This is a genomic window from Pseudoalteromonas aurantia 208 (genome assembly GCF_014858725.1).
Taxonomy (GTDB): domain Bacteria; phylum Pseudomonadota; class Gammaproteobacteria; order Enterobacterales; family Alteromonadaceae; genus Pseudoalteromonas; species Pseudoalteromonas aurantia.
In genome coordinates this window covers 1,197,711-1,204,872 of sequence record NZ_AQGV01000012.1, presented here as the reverse complement: position 1 = coordinate 1,204,872, position 7,162 = coordinate 1,197,711, and the positions used below count along the sequence as shown (strand labels likewise).

The window sequence follows — 7,162 nt, the reverse complement described above, 5'->3', positions numbered from 1 at the left end:
TTATTACTTCATTGAACGGGCTAAATCAGCGTAAGCTCAGCAACCTTGGCGCAATGCAATATAATACAATACGCTATGGTGGAACTTGGCTACCCATTTAATAGGCTCACAGTGCGATTTTCAAATAAGTCATCGGCAACTAAAACGGATATACTGCCGGGCGTTAGCTTAAAAGCAAGGTGTCCCATACTTTCAATATCCAGCTTTTGAAATGCCGCTATGACAAAGCTTGCAGCAAAACCATGTGTGATGACTAATGCATCACCGTCCAGATGCATAATTTCGTCGACAAAATCAGCCACTCGTATGGCAACATCACGCCGAGACTCTGCACCATCACAGATCCGATGCCCTAAACGGTCGCCTATCGCGCTTGTTGGTATGATAATTTTGTCATGCTCTTTTTGGCACATTCCTTCATGGGTTCCAAAAGACATCTCTCTCAATCGTGAGTCTAAATTCAGTGGCAAATTCGAGTCAGCTAAGACTATTTCAGCCGTTTGCACAGCACGCGTTAAATCTGAACAGTGCACAGTCATAGTATCGAGTTCAAAACCCAACCTCGCAATATTTTTCACTAAAGACGCCGCTTTAACCTTGCCCTTGTTCGTTAATTTTGAATCAAACCACCCCCCTACTTTACCCTCGACGGAGTGTGTTGCTTCAGCGTGTGTAATGAGACAGATCTTTTTCACTTGAACTCCGATATATTGAACGCCAGCATCTTACTATTAGATTTTTACCATAGAAATTTGTTTTTTAATGCTTGAGTAGGCAGCATACACGCTTGAGTTTTACCAAAAAGATAGTACCTATTTCTTGCAAAAAAACGATAAAAATAGTCGCGAATTGGTCTAGGAAGTACTTTAAACACACGAACTAAAGGCCAACCACCGCATAAATCTTGAGCTATCTCAATTGCGGCATTTGTGCGGTAATAACACTGACCGTTTTTAATAAATAAGAACGTATCTACCCCGACATTTTCAGCGTTATATTCAGTAATTAATTTTTGCGCTGCTGGACTTTGCATCGGTGCAAAAACAAATTTATTTGCATGATCTCGTTTTATAATAAAATTGATTGAACGGTTACAAAAATTGCAAACGCCATCAAAAATAATGATATGGGGTGTATTCATAATTTTCCATGATTTAAATACTCATTGAAACTATTTAGGTTAAATAGCGCCTAAGCGTTATTGAACATAATTTATATTCCCATGAAAAGCTAACTGCAATATGTATATAAGCACCAGTCTATATCAGCGCAGCTTCTCTGTCATACCCTTTACCCACTAAAACGGGTGAAGAGTAATAGCCCTCTAACCTAATAAGTTATTAATGAAATTTCGGCTTATTCATTGTCATGAGGTAAGTCACTCTTGCGTTGAAATTTAATCAGTAAGCCAGCGTTATCAACCGCTATATAGAGTGTTTTTGTGTAACGGCAACACTTTGAGCGTTCGCTTTAATCTTCTATAATCGAAAATCAGCCAACGACTATTTAAGCCTGTTTTTGATGCGGCTTAACGCGACCGGAGTGACTCCAAGATATTTAGCAATATCATTTTGTGTGAGTTGCTCGGCGAGTATAGGCTCTCTTTCCATGAAATTGAGATAACGACTTTCTACACTGAGCGTCAACAATTCATATTCGCGTTGTTCTTTCTTCATTGAAAGCATCAGCAATCGGTCAATTAATTGATTGGCGATGGCGTGATGTTCTTTTGCCGCTTTTGTTAAGCACTTAAAAGGTATTTCTAGTAATTGAGTGTTTTCAAGTACGAGTAAATTAAAAGTACAAGGTAACCTCGCGTGAGCGGAGCTTAAGCTACTGATCATATTTCCTGGTTTTATGAAAGACTTGATACTCTCTTTGCCATCAATAGATAGGTAATACGCTTTTGCCAACCCACTGATGACAAAGTACAGAGAATCATTTGAGTCCCCTTGGTGAAAGACATGCGCTCCTTTTTCAAAGGAAACAGGTATACCAGTCCTTTTTATAAACTCATCAAAGTTCATCTCTATTTATCCTTATTAGCTGCTGCGAAGTCAGTCTACATGCTCATTAAGGTAACCGCTAATGATACATCTCGTTTTAACCTAGGTTAATGCGCAAACCGTTGGTATGAATTAATTTATCTGTCACGCGTATCCACAGAGCCCGAGAGGAACAATGAAGTTAACGAACAAAACCATCGTGATAACAGGGGGAACATCAGGTATCGGCTATCAAATGGTTAAGCTCCTGCACGTTGAAAATACTGTCTTGGTTATTGCACGGCAAAGCGAACGGCTGGATAAACTACTTGCCGAATTTCCAACTATCGAACTTTACCCCTGCGATCTTTCAAAACCGGCAACCTATGAAAAGGTGGCCGATACGATAACCAAGACACATGGACACATCGATGTCTTAATTAACAACGCCGCCACTCAAAACACGCCGACTTATTTAGCCGATGATTTTAATTACGATGCCATCGTCCCTGAAATTAGCCTTAATTTTACGGCTATTTGTGCCTTAAGTTACTTATTGTTGCCTAGTTTATTAAACAACGGACAAACAGCGTTCATCGCAAATATCAATTCGGGATTAGGACTTATGCCAAAGACTAACTCAGCCGTCTATTGCGCGACCAAAGCCGCTATGGATATGTTCTCTCAAAGCCTGAACTATCAATTGGAAGAAACCAACGTAAAGGTGATACAAGCATTTTTGCCCTTGGTAGATACCCCAATGACAGAAGGTCGAGGTAAAGCAAAGATAACGTCAATCAAAGCCGCCACAGACATTTTAGCTGGCATTGAAAAAGAAATCGTAGTTAATGACCTTGGTAAGGTTAAGTTATTAAGATTATTACTGTTACTTGCACCATTCATTGCTAAAAAAATTCTTAAAGGAGGATAAATATGAACATCAAATCAAGCCAAAAAATGTTAATTATTGGAGTATTTTTAATGTGTGTAACAAACACTTCTGCTGCAAAGACAATGTCTGTTCGAGTCACCAATATCAATACCGAAAAACCTGGAAATATCATTGCAATGCTATTTGCCATGGAAGGCTTTCCTAAACAGCATGACCAAGCACTTATCTTGAAAAAACAGGAGATAAACGCTAAAGAAACTGTGTTTGATTTCACCATAAACATTGAAAAATTCGCAATTAAAATTCTACATGACGAAAATGGTGACGGTAAGACAACGAAAAATTGGACAGGCATTATTCCGGCCGAAGGTCTTGGATTCAGCAATGGCGCAACATTGAGTTGGCAAGGTCCGCCATCATTCAAAAAAGCGCACCTCACACTTGCTCAGTCTGTTGATGAAATAGTGATCCCCATTATCTATCCTTAATTCATATCATGAGAATACGCGATGAAATCTTTATTAAAAGTCATATTAATTCTGGCGCTGTTTTTTGCCAGCACATTTATTCTGCTGAAATTCACGGGGATCATCACGGTTGAAAAAACTCAATTATGGCTAGATGCTGCAAAGTCAGCCAACTCTGCCTATGTCATGCTGATTGTCATAGGACTGCTGTTTGCTGATTTGTTTATTGCCGTGCCAACGTTAACGGTCGTCATACTAGGTGGTTATCTATTAGGGCCCATTTATGGAGCCATTGCGAGCACGGTTGGATTATTTTTAGCTGGCACGTGTGGTTATGGGGTGAGCCGATATTATGGCCATGTGCTTTTTCATTTTTTAGTCAAAGACCCTAATAAACGTGACGAAGTCATAGCACTGTTTAATAGTCATGGCCCGGTTATGTTACTTCTGTCGCGCGCAGCGCCTATATTACCAGAGGTATCTGCGTGTATGTCAGGCATGACTAAAATGCCATTTTTCAAGTTTTTGCTATTATGGTTAGTCAACGTTGTGCCTTACACAATTATAGCGTCGTATGCCGGTTCTATTAGTGACTGGGATAATCCCATGCCTGCAATCTTTACAGTCATCGGTTTAACTCTGTTTCTTTGGTGTGGATGGCTTGTTTTCAGATTTACGAACAAAAGCAAGTTATCAATAGGCTAAAGTTTAAATGGTACATATAACGATGCGCTCGTGATACAGCCAGCGCATCGACTACAATCATTACTTCACCACGAAAGGTCGTCCCCCTCGAATAGACTCAGCTAACATCTTCATACCCACTAAAACACCAACTTAAGACTGGCGATTAATAATGATCTCAAGATACTTTGTATAAAGTAAAGACTTTAGATTTTGACAATATCAATTCGAAATTACGAACTTTGATAATTTTATGCTACAACAGGTGTTGATTGGGCAGATATAACTTGCACTTTTTGCCCCTTTTTTAGCCATACCCTTGAAAATGCAAAACACCCATTCGACTCAGCGCCTTGGTAATTTGCAGTTATGTCAGCATTCACATGGACCAAGCCACAATCTCCATAAGCATGCACTTGCATGCCACTCAAGGCAATTGAAGTAATCGATAATAAACCCGATTGATGTAACGCGATATCTTCTTGTTTTGAAACACGATGTCCGAGATGATTAATAAAAATGAGTTCATCAGCGAGTAAATCATGCAATGTCTCAATATTAGAACAGACCATTGCAGATCTTAACTGTTGCTCTGCATCTATCACTGCCTGAATTAATGTGTGTTCCATACTTACCTAACGGCCTATATTTTATAAATTAAATAGAGCGAAACTACCTAGTTTTATAAGGCTAAGCAACCATTTAATTAATTCGCTATCGTAACGCTCTTGGCTATAATTTAAAATCGCCATACTTTTACATTACCATCACTTCGATACCACTTAGCTCGGAGCCTTTATGCTTAATACCCTAATTTCTATCGCATTACCAATTGCGCTTATTATTATCATGATAGGCGTTGGCCTCAGTTTAACGGCCGACGACTTTAAACGGGTGTTTAAACAACCAAAAAGCTTTCTCCTTGGCGCTTTTTGCCAACTTTTAGTACTGCCTTGCACTGCGCTATGCATTATATTGATAACGGGTATGAAAGGTGAGTTAGCTGCTGGTTTATTTATTCTTTCACTTTGTCCTGGCGGCACCACCTCAAATTTGTTTAGTTATTTAGCTAAAGCCGACGTAGGGCTATCAGTATCATTAACAGCCGTAATTGGTTTTATTACCCCTTTTACCATACCGCTACTCAGTATATGGGCCATCAATACCTACGTAGGCACCAATTCATCATTCTCACTTCCTCTCTTTGAAACTTGGCTCAAATTGATGATAATCACCGTTATTCCTGTTGTATTCGGTATGACACTACGTAAAAAATGGCCAACTACCGCCACGAGCGCTCAGGCATACGTCAGCTGGCTTTCAATGACGATTCTTGCATTAGTCATCATCAGTATTTGTGTTACGTTAGACAATAAAATTGTTGAATATATTCTTTTGGCTGGCCCTGCAGCGATAGCGCTAAACATCAGTACAATGCTAATTGGCTTTTTAGTCGCCCACTATTTTTTACATAACGCAGCGCAATCGCGAACCATTACATTGGAGGTGGGGCTTCAAAATGGCACCCTCGCACTGTTGATCACAACTGGCATGCTTAACAACCCTGTTATGTCTATTGCGCCCAGCATTTATAGTCTAATCATGTTTTTTACTGCCAGTTTATTTACCTTTACTGTGCTCAGGATACAACCGTCACAGGCTATCATTAATAATAATTAAATTAATAACAATTAAATTAATAACAATTATTAAAGACTAATCATATTAATACGTTTAGTATTTATTTGAAGGTAAGCTTTGTGTGGCCTCTTATGCTGATTTAAATAAATAAGAAGCTGATGTGTGCAATCGCCGCTTACCTTTTTAATCTCGCAATTATTCAAAGGAAAATTAATACAAGGAGCATATGAAATGCAACTCAAAACACGACTTAATACTAAGTCATCCATTCTGTGTGTTGTAGCCACACTCATCGCACAACCTGTTCTCGCAACACAAGTATGTGATTTTGTTATCCCCTCTTCGCAATACAGAATTGATGGTTCACAACTTCAAACATCCCCAGGTGATAGGCTATGTCTAGCGAAAGGTGAAAGAGGGCCGCTCAGAGTAACTAATTTACATGGTTCGCCTGAACATAATATTGTCATAACTAACCAAGACGACACTGTAACCACCATTGAGTATGAATATAGTATCGCAATAGAAAACTCTAGTTACCTGCAAGTGACATCCACAGCACAAGACTCTGCTTCCCCTTACAAACTCAAATTAGGGGGCACATTGAGTGTCGGAAAACTCAGTCATCACATAGAAATTGATCATGTTGAAGTGTACCGAGCACGGTTTGCTGGTTTGCTAATCAAAACTGACCCCAACTGTGACAGCGCAACATGGGCCGAAAACTTTACTATGTCAGGGCTGTCTATACACAACAACTTTATACACGATACAGAATCCGGTGAAGGTATGTACGTTGGCTATACAGGACACAGTAGAACGCTCGAATGTGACGGAAAATCAACCACTGTCTACCCACATAAGGTAACCCATGTTGATATATCCAATAATATACTTGAGAACATCGCCGCTGACGGCATTCAACTAAACTCGGTGCAAAACAATGCACGAATAGCCCATAATAAAATCTATCGAACTGGGTTAAGTCCTTTTTCACCAGCATGGCAAAACACCGGTATTCAAGTTGGAGGAGACGGCGTTGTTGTTGCAGGTAATATGATTTTTAAAAGCGGTGGTAACGGAATGATGCTAGATGGAGACAATTTAACGATTGAGCACAACACCATTGTCAAGGCTGGCGAGAATGGCATATTTGCACGTAACCCTGCCCAACAAGATGCTGCGCAAAGCAATGGTTTACCTCATATCTATCGGTATAACCACATTATCCAAAGCCAAAGCTATGGGATTAAACTGTATGCAACCAATACCGCCACGGCGAATGCTATTTATCAAAATACCATTGAAACTGATGGAAGCTTAGATGCCGCGCAAAGGCCTATGACTTTGTCTTACCTTAACGACTCTGTGCTACGTACTGAAACTGACAACCGATATTTTATTACGCCTTGATAGCTATCACGCCGTAATAGTGCCAATGTTTACATCAGGCACTAGGACAATAGAAACGTGAATAAATCCATCGATAAATA

The 7,162-nt window shown here is 39.7% G+C and carries 9 protein-coding genes; 5 read left to right on the top strand and 4 right to left on the bottom strand.

What is annotated here, in order from left to right:
* Positions 1-89 precede the first annotated feature (89 nt).
* The 3 genes from PAUR_RS09120 to PAUR_RS09110 form a co-directional block, all read right to left on the bottom strand.
* Positions 90-695 carry a histidine phosphatase family protein gene (locus PAUR_RS09120; RefSeq protein WP_192507454.1) on the bottom strand — a complete coding sequence of 202 codons (606 nt, stop codon included), beginning with the start codon at positions 693-695 and terminating at the stop codon, positions 90-92.
* A gap of 44 nt (positions 696-739) precedes the next feature.
* A complete protein-coding gene (locus PAUR_RS09115; RefSeq protein ID WP_192507453.1) occupies positions 740-1,141 on the bottom strand; it encodes a thiol-disulfide oxidoreductase DCC family protein in 402 nt (133 codons plus the stop codon).
* 361 nt (positions 1,142-1,502) lie between these two features.
* On the bottom strand, positions 1,503-2,027 hold the full coding sequence (locus PAUR_RS09110) for a Crp/Fnr family transcriptional regulator (protein WP_192507452.1): 525 nt from the start codon (positions 2,025-2,027) through the stop codon (positions 1,503-1,505).
* Between the two features lie 154 nt (positions 2,028-2,181).
* Between PAUR_RS09110 and PAUR_RS09105 the strand changes: the two genes are divergently transcribed.
* From PAUR_RS09105 to PAUR_RS09095, 3 genes are read left to right on the top strand one after another with little or no spacing between them, the layout of a single operon-like run.
* On the top strand, positions 2,182-2,916 hold the full coding sequence (locus PAUR_RS09105) for an SDR family NAD(P)-dependent oxidoreductase (RefSeq protein WP_192507451.1): 735 nt from the start codon (positions 2,182-2,184) through the stop codon (positions 2,914-2,916).
* A gap of 2 nt (positions 2,917-2,918) precedes the next feature.
* Positions 2,919-3,365, top strand: coding sequence for a DUF2141 domain-containing protein (locus tag PAUR_RS09100; protein WP_192507450.1), 447 nt, complete (start codon positions 2,919-2,921; stop codon positions 3,363-3,365).
* Positions 3,366-3,386: 21 nt separating this feature from the next.
* Positions 3,387-4,049: a TVP38/TMEM64 family protein gene (locus tag PAUR_RS09095; RefSeq protein WP_192507449.1), complete on the top strand. Its 663-nt coding sequence runs from the start codon at positions 3,387-3,389 to the stop codon at positions 4,047-4,049.
* A 230-nt stretch (positions 4,050-4,279) separates the two neighbouring features.
* On the opposite strand, the gene PAUR_RS09090 is transcribed toward PAUR_RS09095, so the two are convergent.
* Positions 4,280-4,657: a nuclear transport factor 2 family protein gene (locus PAUR_RS09090; RefSeq protein WP_192507448.1), complete on the bottom strand. Its 378-nt coding sequence runs from the start codon at positions 4,655-4,657 to the stop codon at positions 4,280-4,282.
* 169 nt (positions 4,658-4,826) lie between these two features.
* On the opposite strand from PAUR_RS09090, the gene PAUR_RS09085 reads away from it, so the two are divergent.
* A complete protein-coding gene (locus PAUR_RS09085) occupies positions 4,827-5,708 on the top strand; it encodes a bile acid:sodium symporter family protein (protein ID WP_192507447.1) in 882 nt (293 codons plus the stop codon).
* Between the two features lie 192 nt (positions 5,709-5,900).
* Positions 5,901-7,082, top strand: a complete 1,182-nt coding sequence (locus PAUR_RS09080; protein ID WP_192507446.1) for a right-handed parallel beta-helix repeat-containing protein — start codon at positions 5,901-5,903, stop codon at positions 7,080-7,082.
* Positions 7,083-7,162 lie beyond the last annotated feature (80 nt).

Coding starts and splice junctions, on each gene's coding strand:
- PAUR_RS09100 (WP_192507450.1), top strand. CDS start 2,919: ATGAACATCAAATCAAGCCAAAAAATGTTAATTATTGGAGTATTTTTA.
- PAUR_RS09095 (WP_192507449.1), top strand. CDS start 3,387: ATGAAATCTTTATTAAAAGTCATATTAATTCTGGCGCTGTTTTTTGCC.
- PAUR_RS09110 (WP_192507452.1), bottom strand. CDS start 2,027: ATGAACTTTGATGAGTTTATAAAAAGGACTGGTATACCTGTTTCCTTT.
- PAUR_RS09105 (WP_192507451.1), top strand. CDS start 2,182: ATGAAGTTAACGAACAAAACCATCGTGATAACAGGGGGAACATCAGGT.
- PAUR_RS09115 (WP_192507453.1), bottom strand. CDS start 1,141: ATGAATACACCCCATATCATTATTTTTGATGGCGTTTGCAATTTTTGT.
- PAUR_RS09090 (WP_192507448.1), bottom strand. CDS start 4,657: ATGGAACACACATTAATTCAGGCAGTGATAGATGCAGAGCAACAGTTA.
- PAUR_RS09080 (WP_192507446.1), top strand. CDS start 5,901: ATGCAACTCAAAACACGACTTAATACTAAGTCATCCATTCTGTGTGTT.
- PAUR_RS09085 (WP_192507447.1), top strand. CDS start 4,827: ATGCTTAATACCCTAATTTCTATCGCATTACCAATTGCGCTTATTATT.